Source organism: Mastigocoleus testarum BC008, assembly GCF_001456025.1.
Classification (GTDB): Bacteria; Cyanobacteriota; Cyanobacteriia; order Cyanobacteriales; family Nostocaceae; genus Mastigocoleus; species Mastigocoleus testarum.
This window is the reverse complement of the sequence record NZ_LMTZ01000031.1, coordinates 1-20,728: the sequence shown is the minus strand read 5'-3', so window position 1 is coordinate 20,728 and position 20,728 is coordinate 1. Positions and strand designations below refer to the sequence as shown.

The following is a 20,728-nucleotide window of genomic DNA, read 5'->3' as shown; positions in this document are numbered from 1 at the left end:
AATTAATTTTGGAGCGGTAATTTTGGATTGGTAATTATGTGTAGATAGTCTTGTATAAGTAATTTTTTATAAATTAATTATTTTTATGATGAATAAATTATATTTTCGGGTATATCGTCGTTTATTACAATTTATTTTTGGTTTTGGATTGGGATTACTTTCCACTCTGCTGATTACGACAAGCACTGTATTTCCAGTCGTAGCGCTAGAGAAATCATCTTTATCGATTGTCTATAAATCATCTATCCATAAATCATCTATCCACAAATCATCTGTTGAAAATTTACCTATTGAAAAGTCATCTATTCAAGGTTTATCCGATTTGGAACAGCAGGAACAATTGGGTAAAAAATATTACTATATAGGTCAATTTTCTAGCGCAGTTAAAATTTGGCAACAAGTACTTCTAAGTTACCAGTCCCAGGGCGATCATCTTAACCAAGCTCGAGTCCTGAATAACCTTTCATTAGCTTATCAGCAGCTGGGTAAGTACTTAGAAGCAAAGCAAACTATTTCTGAAAGCTTAAAATTAACACAAACACAACAAAACAATATTTCAACTCAAAATCTACACAAGGAAGAATCAACAAAAAGCTTAAATGTTATAGCGCAAGCTTTGAGTACTCGAGGTCGTTTAGAACTATCAATGGGAAAACCTGAAGTAGCTTTAAAAACTTGGGAGGAAGCAAAAGAATTTTATACTAAGGCAAAAAATGATGCTGGTGTAATTCGTAGTATTATTAACCAGTCTCAGGCCTTAAGGAGTAATGGTTTATATCATCGAGCTTTATCTATTCTAACTGAGGTTAACGAAATCCTTCAAAAGCAACCAGATTCTCGACTGAAAGCTACTGGTTTACGCAGCCTTGGTACTAGCCTCAATTTAGTCGGTAGATTCGCAGATGCACAACAGGCTCTAGAAGAAAGTTTAGCGATCGCGAAAAAATTATCATCTCCTATAGATATCAGTGCAACATTAATTGATTTGGGTAATGTTGCTAATTCACAACAACAGGCAAAGTCTGCATTAAATTTTTATCAACAGGCTGTAGATAAAGCAACTTCACCAAATATTAAGATTAAAGCACAACTGAATATAATTAAAACTTTAATCGATACGGAAAAATTAGCAAAAGCACAATTATTAGCAAATCAAATTTACTCCCAAATTGCTAATTTACCTGCAAATCGCAGTACTGTCTATGCTCAATTAAATTTGGCTAAAAGCTTAACTAGATTACAACAGGCAAACATCCCAAATTCACCAACAATCGAAAGCATTGCTCAAATAGTTGCCAATAGTTACAAACAGGCGCAAGACTTAGAAGATAAACCAGCCCAAGCTTATGCACTTGGGAAACTTGGAAAGCTTTACGAACAGACCCAGCAATGGTCGACTGCTCAAGATCTAACCCAAAAAGCTTTAATGTTATCTCAAAGCATAAATACTCCGGAAATCACTTATCGCTTAGAGTGGCAATTAGGAAGAATTTTGAAAGCAAAGGGAGATTTGACAGGTGCGGTCGCCAACTATACCCAAGCAGTTAATAATCTTGGTTCTTTACGTAATGATTTAGTAGCGATCGCCCCTGATATTCAGTTCTCTTTTCAGGAAAGTGTAGAGCCGGTTTACCGAGAATTAGTTAGTTTACTTTTGACACCACAAAACTCAGAGGTTAGCCAAAAATCTTTGCTTCAAGCCCGTGAAGTTATTGAATCGTTGCAGTTAGCCGAGTTAGATGATTTTTTCCGCGAAGCTTGTTTAGATGCTAAACCAACTCAAGTAGATAAATTTGATACTCAGGCAGCAGTTATATATCCTATTATTCTGGCAGATCGTTTAGAAATTATTCTCAGTTTGCCAAAACAACCTTTACGCCATTACAGTACTGCAATTTCTGAGAAGGAACTCGAAAGTACTGTTAAAAAGCTGCGTAAAAATTTAGTTATTCGTACTAGATATAGTTTTAAACCTTTATCTAAGCAACTGTATGATTGGCTAATTCGTCCTGCAGAAATTGATTTAGCCGAAAGTAAAGTTAAAACATTAGTATTTGTACTAGATGGATACTTACGTAATATTCCAATGTCAACTCTAAATGATGGTAATCAATACTTATTAGAAAAATATAATATTGCTTTAACGCCAGGTTTAAAAATACTGCCTCCTCAAAAATTAAAGCGAGAAAATATCAAGGTACTTAGTGCTGGTTTAACTGAAGCAAGGGATGGCTTTTCACCTCTTGAATATGTGGAAGAAGAATTAAAAAAAATTAACTCTCAAGTACCGGGAACAATGCTTTTAAATCAAGATTTCACTAGCGAATATATACAAGAGAAAATTCAATCTAATTTTTTCCCTATTGTTCATATTGCTAGTCACGGTAAATTCAGTTCAAAAGTGTTGGAAACTTTTATTTTAAGCTGGAACGATCGAATAAAAATTGATGACTTAGAAAATTTGCTCCAAGGACCCGAACAAGCAGAGCAAAAAGCAGTAGAACTTCTGGTTCTCAGTGCTTGTGAAACCGCAACAGGAGATAAACGTGCTGCTTTAGGGTTAGCAGGAATGGCTGTAAAAGCTGGAGCAAGAAGTACTTTAGCAACATTATGGTCTGTTAATGATGAAGCTACAGCTAATCTAATGAGTCATTTTTATCAGGAATTAAGTAATGTCAGACAAACAAAAGCAGAGGCTTTACGTAACTCTCAATTAGCACTGTTAAGGAATCGAAAATACGAACACCCTATTTATTGGTCACCTTATATATTAGTTGGTAATTGGTTATAGAAAAATGAGGAGTTAATGGCAAGTTAAACTTACTCAAAAAATAGGTGTTAAATCATAAATTACAGTCTGTATTTTTGATTATTAAATACTTTATTTAATAATCAAAAATACATTTAAAGTATAATTTAGCGACCATAAATATATTGGAATTTGGAGGTTATAAGATTATCAGTAATATTTCATATGTAATAATACTAATGCCTGACAATAACTTCACATAAAGATATATAAAAAACTATCACCTAAGTATTTGTATGAATTTTATCAAAGTAATAAATGATTTTTTATATCTCAAAAAACTGGCAAAAATATTTTGACTATATTCTTTTTCAATATTCATAATATTATATAATTGACACAAAACGAATCTTGGCACTTGTCGGCTAAATTTTAGTCTCTTCAAGTAATATGCCTTTTAATATAGGTTTTATCATTTCCTTTCAATCAGCGAAATTATTGGCTAAATCCTCATAAACTAGTGACGAATTTTAAAATTTGTTCCAATGGAATAGTATAAAACGCTTGGAATAAATAGGATTACTAAGTCAACAATTAAATTTAATTAGGTTTTACAAAATGTTCAGAACTTTAATAAATAAGGCAATTGTTACTATCGGCCTATCATCTTTGTTGATTGTCTCATATAGTCATGTTGCATTAGCAGACCATAACAGAGGTGGTCAAGAAGGTTTACCAGGTTCGAGAATTGGAGGAGGGACTCGTGGAGAATGTTATCTTCGCAAACCACTTGTTGCATTAGTTCCAGAAAATAACTTAGTTTTGACAAAGTCTGCATATCCAAAATTATTTTTCTATCTTCCCCCAACTACAACACCAAAACAAATAGAGTTTGTCTTACAAGATGAGGATAACAATGAAATTTATCAGACAATGTTTACATCGAATGGCTCTGCAGGCGTAATGAATGTTAGTTTACCCGAAAAAGAATCCATACCACCCCTTGCTATTGGCAAAGATTATCGCTGGCAATTGGTCATAATCTGCGATTCTGAAAAAAGAGAACATGATATTGGTGTAAATGGATGGGTCAAGCGGGTAAAATTAGATTTTGCCCAGACTAAAAAACTAGAGCAAGCAAAACCTAGAGAACAAATTAATATCTATACTGCTTCAGGGCTTTGGCAAGATGCACTATTGAAATTGGCAGAGCTTCGGTACGAACAACCAAATGACACAAGGCTTTCCCATGACTGGTCAGAGTTGTTACGTTCTCTAGGACTAGATGCAATCGCCCAGGAACCTCTTGTGAATATGGAAAGACAAGTAACTTCACCCTTGTCAATGAAATAGGGAAAAATTAATTAGTTTAAAATTTCAACTCTATTTTTCTCTGCTCATGTACTATCTTCTCCGCTCTTTATGAAGCGGAGATTCTTGAAATCACATAAATTTCTGATTATCTTAGAAATCTATCTGAGCAGATATTCTTACAGTTAGTATCTATCTAAAACTTTTAAGCTATTTAATCTAGAAAATGTTTGTAATTATTATGATGAGGTTAATGAATAAATATAAATCGACAGCAAGTAAGTTAATTCATATCTATTAATACTTTGTATGATTGATAAATTTTTAAAAAAAAATTTCCCTTTAATATTTTTTATTACTGCTTTAAAAAGACAAGTACTGACTTTAAGTGTGAACCAATCTGTAATTGCTGCTAGTGCGATCGTAGCAGGATGTATATTGAGCATTAGACATTTAGGTGGGTTCCAGTTATTAGAATTAGTTGTCTTTGATCGAATGGTACGTCTTCAAAGAGAACTTCCTCCAGACCCACGAATATTAATTGTAAAAATTACAGAATCCGATTTAAAAAAACAAAAGAAATGGCCTTTATCCGATAGGAGTCTTTCTTTAGTGTTGCAAAAATTACAAGGAGCAAAGGCAAAAGTTATCGGTTTAGATATGTATCGTAATTTAGCACAACCTCCAGGCTATGAAAATCTACTCGAAGAACTTCAAAAGCCCAATGTTATTACTATAAAAAAGCTTGGTAGTTCGGATTCAGAAGAAGTATCTCCCATTTCTGGGGTACCAGAAGAACGAATTGGGTTTAACGATATCTTGATCGATCCAGACGGGATAGTACGTCGAAATCTAATGTATGCCTATGAAGGTACAAAAAAATATTATTCTTTCTCCTTACGCTTAAGTCAAAAATATTTAGCTGATCGAGATATTTCACTCAAAATTACGCCAAATGCTTTGGAATTAGGAGAAACTTCATTTACGCCTATCTCAGCAAATGCGGGTGAATACCGAAATATTGATAATCTTGGCTATCAGATATTGATTTCTTACCAGTCTTCTAACCAAGTAGCAGAAACTATCTCCTTTACCGATATCTTAAACGGTAATTTTGAATCCTCATTGGTCAAGGATAAAATAGTCTTAATTGGTACAACTGCCCCTAGTTTAAAAGATTTATTTTTCACTCCCTATAGTGCAGGTGAGTCAGATAGTCGTGCAATGTCAGGAGTTATGTTACATGCTCAACTGGTTAGCCAAATTCTTCGTGCGACCTTGGATAGAAGACCACTATTTTGGTTCTGGTCAGAATGGATAGAAGCTACTTGGATATGGCTTTGGGCTTTAATTGGAGGTTTAATAGCATGGCGATATCGAAATCCTTTAAATATATTAATTTTTGGCGTCTTTGCTTTGTTAGCCCTATTTACGGCCTACTTTAGTCTGTTTACTCAAGCAGGTTGGATACCTTTATTATCTCCTGGATTAGCACTGATAGTTACCTCTACAAGTATTATTATCTATAGACAACTATATAGTAAATTTTATGACGATCTAACGAGTTTACCCAATCAAATTTTATTTATTAAATACTTAAAAACAGCAATTGATAGAATAAGACCGAGTAAAAATCTACGCTTTGCTGTGTTGTTTTTAGATATCGACCGCTTCAAGCTAGTCAATGAAAATTTTGGTCATCACGTTGGGGACGAATTGTTAGTCAATTTTACCCAAAGATTAAAAAACTGTGCCGACAATCAGAGAATGATTGCTCGAGTTGGAGGGGATGAATTTGCAATTTTACTGGAAAATATTATCGATACTAAGGAAGTAATAACTTGGGTCGATTGGTTACAGAAAGAAATGACCTTTACTTTTGGAACAAATGGACAAGAAATATTTACAACCATCAGCGTAGGTATAGCCTTAAGCAAGACAGAATGTATTTACAAACCAGAAGATGTGCTTAGAGATGCCCATACAGCAATGTATCGAGCTAAAGATTTGGGTAAATCTCGCCACGAAGTTTTTACAAGAGGTATGCATACCCAAGTTGTTAAGCGTTTTCAGATAGAGACAGATCTTCGTCGTGCTTTGAAGTTTCAAGAGCAAAAACAGGAATTTTATCTTGAGTATCAGCCAATAGTTTCCATGGAAAACAACACAACTATTGGTTTCGAAGCACTCGTACGTTGGCAACATCCATCCCACGGATTTATTCCTACAAATGATTTTATCCCTATTGCAGAAGATACAGGATTGATTGTTCCTTTAGGTAAGTGGATTTTGCAAGAAGCCTGTTGTCAGCTATCTGTTTGGAAAACTCTATTTCCTGTCGATCCGCCCCTGACAATGAGTCTTAATCTTTCTGGACAACAGTTAACCCAACCAGATTTAATTGAATTCATTGAGAAAACTCTCAAATTAACAGGCTTAGAAGGAGAAAGCATCAAATTAGAAATTACTGAAAGTGTAGCAATGAAAGATGTAGAAACAACTATTGATATTTTATTAAAACTAAGAAGCTTAGGTATTAGACTAAGCATTGATGATTTTGGTACGGGATATTCTTCTTTGAGTTATTTGCACCGCTTTCCTACTAATACATTAAAGGTAGATAAATCATTTATAAATAATATGGTAGAAACTGAGCAAGATATGGCGATTGTCCAGACAATTATTATGTTGGGCCATGCTTTGGGTATGGACATAGTCGCTGAGGGAGTAGAGACAATTGCACAACAAGAAAAACTGCAAGCACTTGGTTGTGAGTACGGTCAGGGCTATTTCTTTTCTCAGCCCTTGGATAGCAAATCTGCAATGCTGTTATTAGATGCTCAATTCCATAATTGAGAAAGCTGTCATTGACTAACCTATGAAACCCAAAAATTGAGTTTAATAACCTGCTGTCTAGGTTTGAAGTTGCTAGAAAATACTAATAAGTAAACTATTGCACGATGAAATAATATTTTGCACCGAGACTCAGGATACAATGCGATCTGGTAATAAACGTAAAACTCCGTAAAATTTATAAAATAATTGATTGTTGAAATTACCCTATGAGCATTAACGAAGTATTCATGCCCGCTCTGAGTTCCACCATGACTGAAGGAAAAATTGTTTCCTGGGTAAAGTCACCGGGAGATAAAGTAGAAAAAGGTGAAACAGTAGTGGTTGTAGAATCAGATAAGGCTGATATGGATGTGGAATCCTTCTATGAAGGATATCTTGCCCATATCGTAGTCCAAGCCGGTGAAACTGCTACCGTTGGAGCTGCGATCGCACTGTTAGCAGACACAGAAGCGGAAATTGAAGCTGCTATTGCTCAAGCAAAATCAAAAGTTGCTAGTTCTGCACCGACTACCAATGTTACCCCAACACCCGTTGCAGCTGCAGTGGCTCCAACAAGTACTTCTGTTTCACAAAATGGTTCTAATCACCGTCAAGGTAGAATTATTGCTTCACCTCGTGCCCGAAAATTAGCAAAAGAATTCAAAGTAGATTTAAGTAATCTTTCTGGTAGCGGTCCCTACGGTCGTATTGTAGCTCAAGATGTAGAGGCAGCCGCTGGGGTATCTAAGCAACCATCAGTTCCAGCATCTTTGCCAGCAATACCAGTTACTGCCAGCGTAGCATCAATTCCTCAACCTGCAGCGACACCAGTTACAACAGCAAGTACAGTTTCAGGACAAACAGTACCACTTACAACTCTGCAACAAGCGGTTGTACGCAGCATGGTCGCAAGCCTTGCGGTACCAGTTTTCCGGGTAGGTTATACAATTACCACTGATGCATTAGATCGGCTGTACAAGCAAATTAAATCCAAAGGTGTAACCATGACAGCGCTATTGGCAAAAGCTGTAGCGGTAACACTGCAAAAACATCCCTTACTTAATGCGAGCTACTCCGAACAAGGAATTGCGTATCATGGTGATATCAATATTTCCGTAGCAGTGGCAATGGATGATGGTGGATTAATTACACCTGTATTGCAGAATGCTGACCAACTGGATATTTATTCCCTATCCCGTAATTGGAAGTCTTTGGTACAAAAAGCAAGAGCAAAACAACTCCAACCCGAAGAATATAGTACCGGTACTTTTACTGTATCTAACTTGGGGATGTTTGGTGTAGATACATTTGATGCGATTTTACCTCCCGGACAAGGTTCGATTTTAGCAATTGGCGCTTCTCGTCCTCAAGTTACTGCGACTCCTGAAGGGATGTTTGGTGTTAAGCAACAAATGCAAGTTAATATTACCTGCGATCACCGAGTGATTTATGGGGCTCACGCAGCTGCATTTTTACAAGATTTAGCCAAGTTAATTGAAACAGATCCTCAGTCTTTAACAATGTAGCTCTCTTTGTATGGCATTTGTTTTGTAGAGACGTGCGGTGGGTGCGTCTCTACATTTGTTTTTATAAATATTGGGAAATATTGATTTTGGGGAAGTATGGTATTTTGGTTTATATTTGAATGTTATTTAAATAAAAAATCTACGATTTAAACTCAAAAATCTAAAGTAGAGTGGCTTACGACAATACCTTAAAATATCTAGTTGAAAAGTATCCAGAAGAATTCACCCGTTGGTTACTCCCCTTCAAAGTTAATAACGATGTCCAAATTCTTAAAACAGAATTAAATCTGGAACCTGTCCGCGCTGATTCCGTAACTTTTTTGAAAACAGCAAACCAGATTTTACATTTGGAGTTTCAGACTTCATCTACATCAACCCCACCTTTACCATTGCGGATGTTGGATTACTGGGTACGCCTGTATCGTCAATATAATTGTGATATTGAGCAGGTAGTTATTTTTCTCAAACCCACAAATTCAGATGCTGTCTTTGTAAATCAGTTTCATTCCCGCAATACAACTCATCGCTATCGAGTAATCAGGATGTGGGAGCAAGATCCAGAAGTTTTACTTAAATCTATACCTTTGTTACCTTTAGCAACTTTAGCACGGACAGAATCACCTCAAACCTTGCTCAAACAAATTGCATCAGAAGTAAGTATCATTGAAGAAGACAGTATCAAACAAAGTATTTCAGCATGTACCCAACTTCTTGCGGGGTTGGTTTTTGAACCACAACTAATTCGTCAGCTTTTTAGGAGAAAAGATATGAGAGAATCAACTATTTACCAAGAAATTCTCCAAGAAGGAAGAGAAGAAGGGAAAAAATCTGAGCTAAGGTTAGTGATGCGTTTGCTAAATCGTCGCATAGGTTCTGTCAATCCGCAATTAGAACCAAAATTACAAGGTTTATCTTTAAATCAGTTGGAGGACTTGGGTGAAGCTTTGCTAGATTTCACCAGCGAAACAGATTTGGTTAACTGGCTTAAGATTCAAGGAATTTAGTTTGACTTGGAGATGTAGCATGAGCATGCTATGTCTCCACATTACTTTTGACAGAACGTGATATTTTAGAACTTACAAAAATAAATTACAAAACAAAAACAAATTACAAAAATAAAATAATTATAAAAAAAGCATTTAACTTGTAGGCGTACATTTCGGTACAATTCTACAGGTAAAACATTTTGGTATGAAATTTTGATATTTTTTAGGAGCAAAACATCAAACTCCGTAAACTCGTCTTCCATCCCCTGGTAATAAAGTTAGCGATCGCGGATTAATTTGATATCCGACTGTAACTTCTACTTCTCCATCCCAAATCTCAATTGACAAAACATTGTTATCGCTACCTCTATAGTCAAAGTACTCGCAACGTTCTGCAGTTTTTCTGAGGGTAGTACCAACACGAGTCATTTTTGCCATTCCAGAATCTACGCGGCTATAGGTTTCGTCAGCAAAATTTAACTGCTTTGGTGGGTTTTTGCTGACTTCTAACCGATCGGTTGGTTCTAAAAATGCTACCTCTACTCGATCATCTTCATCAACTGAAAGCCATCGGATATCATTATTATCCTGTAGTAGGTATTCAAACCAAATATAACCACCAACATTGTAAGTTAATTTACCTTCTACAACCCAATCTCTACTCATATACTGGACAACATCGCCAATTTGTAAATTAAAAATATTGCGTTCCAAAGAAGGTAATTCTTTAGACTTTTTACCCGCTAATATTACTCCCCGTTGTTGTAAAACAAATAATGTGGAAGCAATAGCTACAATCATGATCGCACCTAGCCAAAGTAAAGCTAACATTTTATTCACCTTTTGAGTTATCAGTTAATGCGCTGTCGCGCACACTACCTACGGATCCGCGATCCGCTAACAGTTACCAGTTTATGGCTTACGCCACGCCCTTACGGACTACAGTTACTAGTTAATGCGCTCGCTGCTTACACTTATGTGTCCTACCGGTACGCTAACGCGCATGCTTTGCTAACAGTTTTTCTGTTCTCTATTCCCCGATCAATAGGACAACCATCGGTTATCTGATTGATACCCCACAATCACAGGATGGGAAAGACGGTTTATTTCTACCTTAAGAAGCTGAATATCTTTTGGCAATTCAAATAAATGATGCAGAATTGGTTCAGTAAGAAAACGTGTGGGAATAGGTAATTGTAGTTTCTCTGGTTCAAATATATTGTTTGATGCTAAGACAAAACCCCACGGACCAAAACTAGGAACATCCACCGTGTAGGGGTGTACTTCTAATCCTACTTGAGAAATGGTAGTCGCGATGCAACTGAGAACTTTGGGAGCGAAGAAAGGGCTGGAAGCCTGGGTGACCAAAATTCCATTCTCTGCGAGTATTTCTGATAAACGTCGATAAAATCCTTCTGAATAAAGTTTAGCAAGAATTTTTTCATCAGGATCGGGGAAGTCTGCAATGATGACATCAAAAGTTTCATTTAAATTTGGTGCTTTCAAAAATGCATCTGCGTAAATAATCTCTACGCGTGGATCTAAGAGCGCACTTTTATTAATTTTTGTCAATCTTGGGTGGGTGTTAGCTAGTTTTATCATTTCTGGATCTAGCTCAATTAGTACTACCCGCTCGACATCTTGCCATTTTAAGACTTCCCGCACTGCCATGCCATCACCAGCACCCATTACTAGTACCCGTTTTTTGTTGGGTGTAGCACTCATTGCCGGATGTACTAATGCTTCATGATAGCGGTATTCGTCTACACTTGAAAGTTGTAAATCGCCGTTGAGGAATAGTCGTAAATCTTTACCTTTATGGGTTAAAACAATCCGTTGATAAGCTGTTTGAACGCGTTTAATTATTGGTGCTGAATATAGATTATTTTCTAGATTATTGCTTAAAGGTATGGCGAATGGTGCAAGACTTAAAAGTAATACCCCCAATGCTAACCCTACATATCCCCAACGACGCAATTGGGTGAAGTTGCGTCCAATGGCAAAAACCATTAGTGCTGGTAAAGCACCTAAAATAAAAGCAGTGGGAAACATCCCAAAAAAGGGTAAAAGTAGCACGGGAAAGGTTAAGGAACCCAATAAACCTCCCAAGTAATCCAGTGCTAAAACTCCTGCGAGTGCTTCTCTGACTCCTTCAGCTTCTTCTAGGATTCTGGTTAATAATGGTACTTCCAACCCAGCAAGTATTCCCAATAGTATAGTCACCAGAAATAATCCCAGCCAGATAGAACCGCCCAGGACAAATAAAGCAAATAAGCCCAAAGGTAAAAAAGCTGTCAACGGGGCTATCAGTAATTCAACCCAAGTAAACGCTAGGAGTAAATTCCTTTGTAAAATAATACCTTCAGCTTTAGGAGCAATAAAACGGCTCAAGTAAGAGCCAATCCCCATCGCAGCTAAGAAACCACCGACGGCAATACCATAAGCTAAAGCTTGGTTACCCACTAAGTAACTAGCCAAGGTTCCAAGCAGTAACTCCACAGCAAGTCCGCTTCCTGATGAAACTGCTGCTGCTGCGAGTAAAAGCTGTCTTTGGGTTCGATTCAATTTAATGTTATTACTTATGTTTTTTTTCTCAAGATGATAAAAATCATCTTTTTTTATTTCTTGTTCCATACATATTTTGATTATTTTTTAGATTATTTTCATTTCATTCTTGTCCATTAAAATTATTTTTTTTAGATATTTTGTTTACTATTAATTTAGTTTGATTTAATGTCTATCTATTTTGAATATTTACTTACCAGCAGCAGGTCCACCACCACGAAAATCATCATAGCTGGAACGATTATAAAATATCCAAACTCCAGAACGATTGTAAGAACCAGACAATCTGGTTCCATTTCTTGGTGAAAAGTTGCTTTGATTCTCTTCACGCAAAACTAAAGCTGATTTTTGAGTGTAACTATTAAAAATTGATGATACCGCAATCAAAATTGCTAAACCTGCAAAAATCTTTGTCAACATAATATAAATACTCTTCCCAAAAAAATATTATCAAATATTAACTTCCAAGAAAATTAGTCTAATTATATTTAGCAAATAATCTTTTCATACAATCTTTTATTTTTTATTTTTATAACCTTAAATATTTAAGCTGCTGGAATATTATCCGAAGTATTCGCTGAATCAGACTTAATATAAATAACTTCCTGGGATGATAAAGTTCGCGCACCTTCTCTTACAGTTAAAGTTGTTCTATCTATTGGTTTATCTGGTAAAACTTCTACATTAAAACCGTAGGAATCCTGCTTCTCAAAGATGAGAAATAAAGTTAAAGATCCATTTCCTTTTTCAACCTTGCCATTTTCTCTCTTAAGACTTAAATTTACGGTTTTTGAGGTCATGTAGACTTGTTCGCCATAGCTGTTATTAATAACAAGTTTTACCTGTAATAGTGATGGAGAAGTCTCATCAGATGCAATATCTACTTTTACTCGAACCAATTTATCTGGACCACCGAGGGTTGCGCGACCGCTAGGATCGCTATCATTAATTTTTTTCGATATTACTTTTTTTCCTATGCGAGGTACAGCAAACATCGCTATTATTGCTAACGGTATAGTTCCAAATAAAGCAGGGAATAATGGACGCGTATCCACCACTCCATTTTCAACCAGGATATTAAAATTCGATTTGGGTGGTGCTAATCCTACTTTTCTATTGTCAAATTGAATAGTCCGGGGTAGTCGTAGTCCTGATGTTCTTTCATATTCCAACACACTAACAACTAAATTTAGTTGTTCAGCCTTTTTTACACGTACATCTAAACCAGCGAATAAATCTGATTCAGCCCAAGTTCCAGATTCTCCATCTTCATACCAAGTACCGCTTTCGCTCCAAGCATTTTTAATCGCAGAAGCTACTATTTTACCTTGCTGGTCTAAAAGCTGAATTTGATAGGTTAGAGATGTGTTAGTTGGTATGGATGCTTCCACATCTACTCGTAGCGCTCCTAATAATTGTGGCTCCAATGTAATTTTTTCTGGTGGACTGGATTGTCCTAAACCAACAGAAATATTTTTAGAAATTAAAGTTTTTTTGAAGAAACCAGAAGCTATAAATGCTAATAATACAAAACCTGTCGCTCCTAAAGCAACATAAGCCCACTTATCTATAAATCGACTGGTACGTTTATTATCTACAGCAATTTGCATGATACGTTTGCTTCACAATAAAATTAACAACATGTTGTCATGATAGCTTTCCGCTAAAATTAACAAAATTATAGTTAATACATCAAGCTTGCTAATAAAATTAATATTTCTAAATGCAAGCAATTTTGATTTATCAATATTTATGGTGTTAGGAACAACATCATAAATTCGATTTATTGAACCTTATAATCGCTTAAGAGTACAATTTTTATGTGAATATCTACCTCAGCAAAATTACTAACTTCAAAATTTATTTGAGAAAAATAAATAGGAATATAAGCGAAATCACTTATGTAAATTTAAAAATTATATAAATAACAAATAACAAAAATAATTTTGTTTATTTTTATTTAGTTGTTTCCCAGTATCTGAACAGCTACCGCGAAAATTGCTAAAAGTGGAGCGATAAGAGGTAAAATTAATATAATTTTAATTATAAATAAAGGTTGAAGCTTCTTTCTCAAACTTACAGCTGTCATGATGACGGAAGAGAGAAAATTTGAGGTCGAATATTCTCAATAATGTCAAGAATAAAAACCTATTTCGAAGAAAATGTAGGTTTATTTACTTGTGTTATCTATAGGGTAATACATAAATATAATATTATATTTTCTATAATATTGAAAATAAGCTTACTTGGTAATATTTATAGCTCTGAATGATAGTAGTATGATGAAAATGTATAATTGAAATGTTATATTTTCTGAAAATTGCATGTTTCAGATAGAAAAATAAAAAATTATTAAATACTAATTAATATTAATAAAATATAGATTATTAATAATTTATATTTTATATGAGTCAGGACTTACGCAACGGAGACGCTACGCTAACCCTACACTGCGTTCCGGTCGCAATGACAAATCTATGTCCTACGGACACGCTACGAAGACCGTTGCGTAAGTCCTGTCTACAAAAAAAATTCACTTATAACCTGTAACAAAAAACATAAGAGCTTCATACCAAACACCTCGCTCTGTTAGATTTACTTCTATTAGTTGTTGAAAATCAGCTTTCAATTCTTCCATTTTTTCTGGTGATACCTCTAACAAAGGATTTTCATGGGGGTGATACCAACTTCCATTCCATTGTTTCGCTTCATCTAAACTTTGATAAAAACCAAATTGTTTGGATTTGATTTCAATATCTTGAAAACCAGCTAATTGCATCAAGTGATGACATTTTTCAGGAGTACCCGTTGGTTCATTAATATTTAGCAGTGAAATTCCATATTTTGCAGCAGCTTTAATGATGAGAGGAGTAGAATAAGATTTTTCTGAGCCACAAGAAAATGCAATTACACCACCTTTTTTGAGCCATCTATACCAATTCTTTAGCGCTTTAAAAATATCTCGAAAGTAAACTATTGCGCTAGAGCAAGTAATTATATCAAAGCTTTCATTCTCAAAATCTATATATTCTGCATCAGCTTGGATAAGTTCTATGTTTTTTAACCCTAGTTCATTAATTTTCCGTTGTGCTTGCTGAAGCATTATCGAAGAAAAATCTACTCCAACAACTTTTCCCTGGTTACCAACAACTTGAGCTGCACTAATTGCAATAAGACCCGTACCAGTAGCAATATCTAATATTTTTTGTCCTTTTTCAAACCTAACTAATTTTAGAATTGGAAGGGTACGACTAATAGTATGTTCATTATCATAGCTTGTTCTACGATCAAAAAAATCAATAATTATTTGTTTGTATTGTTGTTCGTATTGATTTTGATTCACAACTATATGATATTTTTACGAGTTTAATGTAATAATAATTTTTTGTGAATACTTGTGTCTTCTGAAAAATTGCAATAGAGATATTTAATTATTGCAGGATTAGCTAAAAACAAGTATTGTCTCTGTAGTACTTAGGTGTATTTCCTACTTGCTTGCGAAACAAAGCTGTAAAATTACTTTGACTAGAACAACCAACATCCAAAGCTATCTCTACAATACTTAACTGAGTATGGGTTAATAAAAACTTGGCGCGCTCGATACGAGATTTTATTACGTATTGATGCGGCGTTATTCTCATTGAATGCTTAAACCAACGACAAAAGGAATAAGAATTCATTTCCACTAAGCTAGCTAACTCTCTTAAGGTTAGGTTTGATCCTAAATTGTCGTGGATATAGTCAATTATCTGTCTTAGTTGTCGCTCAGACAGATTATCTTCAGATTCAGAAATAACTTGCTTTGAGGTGCAATGATTTTTAATCAGATGGCTTGCTAGAGCGATCGCAACTGAATCTGCATAGATTTTACCAGCAAGACATCCACCCTCTAATTCAGCTTTTAACGCCATTCCCAAATGGAATATCTGCGCGTCGGGAAAACCACGTTGGGGGATGATTTCAATATCTTCGCTATCAACTTTGTTATCTTCTAACTGCTTGAATACATTTGAATCAAGGGATATCAAGAGAAATTCTACATCTTGATACCAACGCGCTTGAGTAGGAATATCTCTAGGAGTTAGACCAATTTCACCTCTCCTCATCTTAGTGCTGTGCAACTTTCCACCTGCAAGTCGCCAGTCAATTTGATACTCACTGCCAAGCATAATACTAATGCTGTGTTGTTGCAAACAAAGTTCTGGGGACTCCGATGGTGGTAAATGATGTTGTTCGAGGATAATTCCTTCCCAATTTGTGTTTGAACTGGAAATAATTGGTTGTCTGCAAGTCATTGGAGTAATTTCACCGCTTGCTATATCTATGGCTGAGAGTCTTTTATGCTTCACAAATGCTCACCTCACCTCTACAAACAACTTTTCAGTTTTCTCAGATAACTCTTAGCTAATTCTCAGTTATCCATCACCAACTCCTCAGACTCATCCCCGATATTAGTAATTACTATTAGTTCTTTCTCGTCCCTCCTTGTGCAGTTACTAATCTAAGGACAGGAGAATTTTCTAAATGTACAGATTGATGCGGAGAAGCAACAGTAATATTTTGCTTGTCAAAAGCATATTTTAAACGGCGACGGAACTCTCGAGCAACAGCAAATTGTCTTCCTGGTTGGGTTTTAAACCACAATACTAATTCTGTTCCATGGTGACTAATATTATTGACCCCTAAAAGATTTACTGGATCGATAACATCAACTTTCCAGACCTCATCATGTTGCATCTGGCAAGCTACACTTCTAATCATTGCTAATGCTCGATCTATGTCTTCTTCCAAGCCAATTTCTACGGTAAAAACTATCCGCGACCAGTCTTTTGTTAAATTACGTACTGTTGATATACTGTTGTTGGGAACCGTACTTAAACGTCCTTGTGGATCGCGAATTTGCGTCATACGAAGATTCATGTTTTCAACGACCCCTGCAGTTGTTCCAACATCAATAATATCTCCAAGGGCAAACTGATCTTCAAGCAAAATTATAACACCGTTAATAACATCTCTAATTAAACTTTGGGAACTGAAGGAAAGGGCAAAACCAATAATCCCAGCACCTGCTAAAATAGGAAAAATTGGAATGTTTAACTTTTCAAGTAACCATAAAACACCGATAAACATCCAGATGAAATTCATGGCACCTTTAAGGGCATTACAAAAAGTTGTAAGTCGTGAAATCTGTCTTGGAGAGGTGCTAGATGTATGTAAATGTGAATCTACAATTTTTTTGAATAAGTAGTCTGTAATAACTTCACTAAATTTGATTATTAAAATGGTGCCGACAATAATTGCTAACAATATAGGCTTAGTTAGTAACCAATCTTGTAGCCAGCGCGTGAAAGGAAATAACCCTGCAATTTGAGCTAAACTTAGTACCCAACCAGTAAACAAAGTAATTACTAGTAACCATCTTTTTAAGTTATTAATATTTACCTTACGTTGCCAAGCCAGCTTTTGTTCGCAGTAAATCATCATTTGTGTAGCTTTTTGTTCTTTGTCCAGTGCAGTTTCTCCTTCCGCACTCGCAGATTCAACTTCTTCTCTGGGCTTTTCTTCTTGGAGCTTTCGCCATTTTTTAAGCAGGTTTTTGTACCAAGTAGTTAATATTAATGTAAATACAAATATTCCCGAGAAAATTCCTCCAGAAACTAAAGCTTGACTTTGTAAAAACTCTGGTTGGCGTTCTCTCTGTGCTTGAATTAATGCTGGACGAATAATTCGAGCAAAGCGTTGAGCCAAGGATATTATGGGTACTCCATGTATTTGAGCATCTAGATCGGTAACAGTCATCAGAGTTTGCGTTCTTTCTCGATCACGTCGATCACCAACTAAAATTATTACTCGGTCTTCATCCCTGCTGACAGCAACTCTTAAAGTTCGGGGGTTGAAGGGACTCGCAAGAATTTCGGAAATATTCTCCTCATACATATTAACTCGCACTTGTAATGGCGAAATGCTATCTTGAGTCGAATTGGTAATTGTTCCTTCCCTAGCTGCAATATGAAAGAGTTGTCTTCCATCTAAAGTAACTGGAGCGTAAACAATATTTCCTTGACTGGAGGAAGAATTATTCAAAATGTTGGGAGTTGCAATTTGTCCAAAAGCTTTAGAACCGGTATTCAGAGTCAGAGCAAATACCAGAAAGCTAATTAATACAAAACCTTGAATAGAGTTACCTAAAATAAAAATTTGTTGCGAAAAGTATTGAATTTGCCGATTTATTGACCCTAGCAATTGATTAAACATATCGATCGCTCGATCCATATAACTAACTATGTATACACCCACCTTCGGCAAATATATCACTACCAGTTGCAGTCTCAAGAACTTTTTTCCCCGATGGTAGTTTGAGTGATTTTAAGTAGGAAGTTTGTATGCGCTCGCAAATAATAGCTAATGTTTCTAGTCACGATCAATTCTGCGGTCAAATATTTTGTTTAATTCCCCGTTGGTGTTTTGAGGCAATAATTATTAAGTTACAAATATGTTACAAAAAATCCGGAATAGATATTTTTATTTTTGTAGACCAGTCTGTGGATCAAGCAACAAACATAATATAGGAGCTTAGTCATGCTATGGCACTCATGGAATTACAAAGTATTAATATTTACTACTTTGACTCTGCTTGGAGCGTCTTCTTTACCAGTTTTCACCATCAAGGGAGTTATCGCTCAGGCTGCATCTTGTAATGAAGTAAAAATTAAAAAGCATATTGAGAAATTAGAAAATGCAGATAATAAGGCTTTTGATTCTCTAGTCAAATGTAAATCGAAGGCGGTTCCAGCTCTAATCGAAGCTTTGAAAAGTAAAAATTAAAATATTCAAATTGTGGCTATTGCTGCACTTGATGAAATTGGTGCACATCTTGAAGGCACATATTTACAAGAAGTCAAAGTACGAAAATTAGTTATTACTAAAGATGGTCGAGACAAAAATTTTGATTATCTAAATATTCACGGTTTAAATTTAGAAAATGCAAATCTTCAAGATGCTAGTTTTATCGGTACAGACTTGAGTAAAGCTACTTTACAAAATGCTAACTTCTCAGGTGCAAAATTAGCTCAAACACAACTATATCAAGCTAATTTAGATGGTGCTTGTCTAACCGGAGCCTATATCGAAAACTGGGGAATTTCTACTGATACTCAACTTGAGGGTATCAAGTGCGAATACATTTACATGCAATTACCCAGCAGAGACGATCCAGACCCTTGTCGCAAACCAGATAACCGTAAGGAAATATTTAAAGAAGGGGATTTTGCTGATTTTATCGCTCCTATTATTAAAACCCTTAATTTGTATAAAACCCAAAATATTGACCCCCGTAAAATAAGTCATAAATTCAAAACTCTCGATCTATTTCATTATCAAGGTATCGATCCTGCTGCTGCTGCTTTTGCAATTAGTCAGGTAGCAGAAAAATATCCAGAAGCTGATTTACAAGTTGTAGCTTTAGAAGGTAGAGGTCAAGAAAAAATTCACCTACAAGCTAGAGTTACAGGTGACATCAATCGCTCTGAATTAAATCAGGAATATTTTCAAAAATATACAGAAATTCAATCTTTAACCTATGGAGATCTACAAGCATTACTAATCGGTACTAGAGAGAAAGATGAACGGATTCGCAGTTTAGAACAATTATTAGCAAATGCGATTCATCAACCAAAATTTTATGTCGAAACTATTCAATCTCAAGGAGAATTTACTATGTCGGAAAGTAAAGGAAATATTAGCATCGGTAGCACTCAAGGTAATATCAGTGGTATTGCAGCAACAGGTGAAAATGCATCAATGATTGGTGTGACGATGGGTACCATTAGCGGTAATGTAACTAATACTATTAGTCAATTACCTAATTCACCCGAACCAGAAAAACCAGGAATTAAAGAATTATTACAAGAACTACAAAATGTAATTGAAGCTGACACTAATCTCAGTGATGAAGATAAAGCTGAAGCTTTAGAACAAGTACAAACAATTGCTGAAGCAGGACAAAAACCTGAAGATGGTGCAATGCAAAAAATGGTTAAAACTGCGTTGAAGATTCTCAAAGGAACGATTGCAGAATTACCTTCAGCAGAAGAGTTAGTGAAAGTTTGTGGAACAATTCTCCCTGCGATCGCTACATTTTTTAGTTTGTAATACTGGGGATTAAGCTCGTAAAGTTATCTTCTACATAAACATTTCACCAAAAAAATGATTTATAAATTTTTTTTTATAATACGATATACAAAAAATATAACAAGCCAGAAACTCTGACTTGTTACCTGGTGTAAAGATGTTAAAAGCAGCACCTCATAACGAGAAATTTCTCATTATTTCCCCGCTCTGGGATAAAAATCGCGGAGTTAAATATCAGTAGTAAAATTTATTTTCGTTCTGCAAGCAGGGATAGTACTCCAGTATAGGTCGCAAAAAATTTTGATTCATCTAAGGATGCATTCTTATTATTCCAAGTCGCGACTACACAGTAATTTTTACCGTTTTTCCCTTGTAACCAACTTGTAAGATTTAAAACTCCAGGTTCGGAACCACCCTTGAATGCAATTTTTTGCCAATCATTAGGATTCGCAAGCCCAGGATTCACGCCCATTAGTGGTAGATTTTCGACTTCTTTTATTGCTCCGCAAAGCTCCTCTGCAGTAAAAAACCACTCTAGACTGAATGGCACTAAGAAAAGCTGGAACCCTTGTGGTTTAAACAGTCTGTAATTGCTTATTTAATTCATGCCGTGGTTTTGTCATCAA

15 protein-coding genes are annotated in these 20,728 nt (G+C 35.5%); 7 read left to right on the top strand and 8 right to left on the bottom strand.

What is annotated here, in order from left to right; translation table 11 throughout:
• The first annotated feature begins 85 nt into the window (after positions 1-85).
• The 5 genes from BC008_RS06575 to BC008_RS06555 all read left to right on the top strand — a co-directional run bounded on the left by BC008_RS06575 (position 86) and on the right by BC008_RS06555 (position 9,425).
• On the top strand, positions 86-2,791 hold the full coding sequence (locus BC008_RS06575; protein WP_027842803.1) for a CHAT domain-containing protein: 2,706 nt from the start codon (positions 86-88) through the stop codon (positions 2,789-2,791).
• Positions 2,792-3,367: 576 nt separating this feature from the next.
• Complete coding sequence (locus tag BC008_RS06570) at positions 3,368-4,102, top strand: DUF928 domain-containing protein (protein WP_058183353.1); 735 nt, start codon at positions 3,368-3,370, stop codon at positions 4,100-4,102.
• Positions 4,103-4,369: 267 nt separating this feature from the next.
• Positions 4,370-6,916, top strand: coding sequence for an EAL domain-containing protein (locus BC008_RS06565; protein WP_027842804.1), 2,547 nt, complete (start codon positions 4,370-4,372; stop codon positions 6,914-6,916).
• 206 nt (positions 6,917-7,122) lie between these two features.
• Positions 7,123-8,421 (top strand): dihydrolipoamide acetyltransferase family protein, encoded by a 1,299-nt coding sequence (locus tag BC008_RS06560; protein WP_027842805.1) that lies wholly within the window; start codon positions 7,123-7,125, stop codon positions 8,419-8,421.
• Between the two features lie 170 nt (positions 8,422-8,591).
• Positions 8,592-9,425 carry a DUF4351 domain-containing protein gene (locus tag BC008_RS06555; protein ID WP_027842806.1) on the top strand — a complete coding sequence of 278 codons (834 nt, stop codon included), beginning with the start codon at positions 8,592-8,594 and terminating at the stop codon, positions 9,423-9,425.
• Positions 9,426-9,644: 219 nt separating this feature from the next.
• Here BC008_RS06555 and BC008_RS06550 read toward each other — a convergent pair whose 3' ends face one another.
• From BC008_RS06550 to BC008_RS06520, 7 genes are all read right to left on the bottom strand, one after another.
• Positions 9,645-10,238, bottom strand: coding sequence for a DUF4178 domain-containing protein (locus BC008_RS06550; RefSeq protein ID WP_027842807.1), 594 nt, complete (start codon positions 10,236-10,238; stop codon positions 9,645-9,647).
• A gap of 210 nt (positions 10,239-10,448) precedes the next feature.
• Positions 10,449-12,041: a polyamine aminopropyltransferase gene (locus BC008_RS06545; protein WP_027842808.1), complete on the bottom strand. Its 1,593-nt coding sequence runs from the start codon at positions 12,039-12,041 to the stop codon at positions 10,449-10,451.
• Positions 12,042-12,161: 120 nt separating this feature from the next.
• Complete coding sequence (locus BC008_RS06540) at positions 12,162-12,392, bottom strand: hypothetical protein (RefSeq protein ID WP_058183351.1); 231 nt, start codon at positions 12,390-12,392, stop codon at positions 12,162-12,164.
• Positions 12,393-12,517: 125 nt separating this feature from the next.
• On the bottom strand, positions 12,518-13,582 hold the full coding sequence (locus tag BC008_RS06535; RefSeq protein WP_036265199.1) for a hypothetical protein: 1,065 nt from the start codon (positions 13,580-13,582) through the stop codon (positions 12,518-12,520).
• Between the two features lie 923 nt (positions 13,583-14,505).
• Entirely contained in the window at positions 14,506-15,315 is an 810-nt protein-coding gene (locus BC008_RS06530; RefSeq protein ID WP_027842810.1) for a class I SAM-dependent methyltransferase, read from the bottom strand.
• Positions 15,316-15,418: 103 nt separating this feature from the next.
• Positions 15,419-16,321: a helix-turn-helix transcriptional regulator gene (locus BC008_RS06525; RefSeq protein ID WP_058183350.1), complete on the bottom strand. Its 903-nt coding sequence runs from the start codon at positions 16,319-16,321 to the stop codon at positions 15,419-15,421.
• 115 nt (positions 16,322-16,436) lie between these two features.
• Positions 16,437-18,305: a mechanosensitive ion channel family protein gene (locus BC008_RS06520; protein WP_027842812.1), complete on the bottom strand. Its 1,869-nt coding sequence runs from the start codon at positions 18,303-18,305 to the stop codon at positions 16,437-16,439.
• A gap of 246 nt (positions 18,306-18,551) precedes the next feature.
• Between BC008_RS06520 and BC008_RS06515 the strand changes: the two genes are divergently transcribed.
• The gene (locus tag BC008_RS06515; protein WP_027842813.1) at positions 18,552-18,797 is read left to right on the top strand and encodes a hypothetical protein; all 246 of its coding nucleotides are present in this window, start codon (positions 18,552-18,554) and stop codon (positions 18,795-18,797) included.
• 12 nt (positions 18,798-18,809) lie between these two features.
• On the top strand, positions 18,810-20,123 hold the full coding sequence (locus BC008_RS06510; RefSeq protein ID WP_235595807.1) for a pentapeptide repeat-containing protein: 1,314 nt from the start codon (positions 18,810-18,812) through the stop codon (positions 20,121-20,123).
• Between the two features lie 226 nt (positions 20,124-20,349).
• Here BC008_RS06510 and BC008_RS06505 read toward each other — a convergent pair whose 3' ends face one another.
• Positions 20,350-20,652, bottom strand: coding sequence for a serine hydrolase (locus BC008_RS06505; RefSeq protein WP_058183348.1), 303 nt, complete (start codon positions 20,650-20,652; stop codon positions 20,350-20,352).
• Positions 20,653-20,728 lie beyond the last annotated feature (76 nt).